Annotated in this window: 1 protein-coding gene; it reads right to left on the reverse strand. The window is 67.3% G+C overall.

Annotated elements, in window-relative coordinates; translation table 11 throughout:
* A partial coding sequence (locus I5W_RS08760) for a TonB-dependent siderophore receptor (RefSeq protein ID WP_441294724.1) occupies window positions 1–1645 on the reverse strand: 1645 nt, incomplete at its 3' end.
* Between the last annotated feature and the right edge of the window lie 181 nt (window positions 1646–1826).

A 1826-nucleotide genomic window follows, 5' to 3' on the forward strand; every position in this document is an offset into this window, starting at 1 on the left:
CGCCGCCCAGCCCCAGGCCGGGCCAGGCATCGCCCGGGGTGTAGTCCAGCCACAGGCTGGCGGCCTGACGCGGCACCAGTACCGGCGACTTGCCCCGCAAGTTGGGATCGGCATGGGTGATATTGAGGGCTTGGGTATAGCTATAGGCGGCCAGCAGGTTCAGGCCCGGCCACAGTTCGCCGCGTGCTTCCAGTTCCAGCCCGCGCGAGCGCACTGGGCTCTGGTCGACGTAGAAATTGGCATGCCCGGGATCGTTCGAGAGCACGTGATCCTTGTNGATCTGGAACAATGCCGCGGTGTAGATCGCCCGCCCCTGCTGCGGCTGGAACTTGAGGCCGGCTTCGAGCTGACGTGCATGACTGGGGGCAAAGGGCTGGCCATTGGCATCCTGGCCGGGCTGGGGCAGGAAGGCGGTGCTGTAGTTGAGGTAAGGCGCCAGCGTGGGGGTCACCTTCCAGGCCACACCGAGGCGATGGCTCCAGGCGTGAGCCCGGGTGTCCTGGCGCGTCTGGGCCAGCGTATTGCGATTGGTATCGATGACGCGATCGTAGCGGCTGCCCAGGGTCCACACCAGCGGCCCCTGGCGGATCTGGTCCTGCAGGTAGAGGCCGCTTTGCTGCATGTCTTCTGCCAATTGCGCAACCAACTGCGAGGCCATGGCAATGGGCAGCCCATACACCGGCTGCGCCAGATCCAGGCTGGGCGCATCGCCGCGATAACGCTGCTCGCGCTGGCGCAGGCGCGTCAGGTCCAGCCCCAGCAGCAGGGTGTGGTCAAGTGCGCCCTGCCGCCACTGGCCCTGCAGGCGGGTATCGAGCTGGCTGCTCTCAAGCTGGGTATCGTAACGGGCGCTGCTGCGCGCCAGCAGGTTGCCGTTGAGGCTGCCGGGATTCAACACCGAGTACTGCGAGCGCAGGCCGGCCTGGCGGAAATCCTGTTGCAGGCGCCACTGATCGTCGAGACGATGCTCCAGTTGCCAGCCCAGCGACCATTGCTCGCTGCGCTGCTGATCGACGCCGGGGTCGCCCACCAGGGTATGCGTGAGGCTGCCATCGGGCCGCACCGCCGTCCAGCGGCTGCTGCCATTGCGGTCTTGCAGATAATCGGCCAGCAGGATCAGGCTGGTCTGCGGCGCCAGTTGCAGCTTCAGCGAAGGCGCCAGGTAGAGACGGTCGTTCTCGACGGCGCGGCCATTGCCGTAGCTGAACTGGGTGTGGCTGTCCAGCGCCAGCCCGACGATACGGCCCTGCAACCGGCCATCGTCGGCATGGCCGCTCAGGTCGGCGGCCAGTTGGCGGCGCTGGAAATTGCCCAGCGACGCCAGCATCTCATCCGGGGCGTCGGCGCCGGCCAGCTTGCTGATGCGATTGACCACCCCGCCCGGATCGGCCTGCCCGAAGCTGGCCGAGGCCGCGCCGCGCAGCACTTCGACCCGCTCCAGCCCGTAGGCTTCGGTGCGGAACATGCCGAAGCCGGACACCATCTGGCGCAGGCCATTGAGGTAATTGCTGGTGTTCTGGGCATTGATGAAGCCGCGCAGGTTGAAATAGTCGTAACCGCGCGGATCGACGCCGTGGGTCTCGGTATTGGCGCCGGGCAGATAGCGCAGCACGTCCAGAATGCTGTCGGCGCCACGCGCCTCCATCTCCGCCCGACCCACCACCGACAGCGATTGCGGGATCTCCAGCAAGGGCGTGGCCGTGCGGGTGGCGGTCTGGCTGCTGCTGGCGGCGTAGCCGGATTCATCGTCGCCGGCCACCAGCGGATCGCGACCGCCGACGATGGTGACCAGCTTGAGGGGTTGCGCTTGCTGCGGCACCGCTGCG

This window comes from Herbaspirillum sp. B65, from assembly GCF_000333555.1.
GTDB lineage: Bacteria > Pseudomonadota > Gammaproteobacteria > Burkholderiales > Burkholderiaceae_D > Herbaspirillum > Herbaspirillum rubrisubalbicans.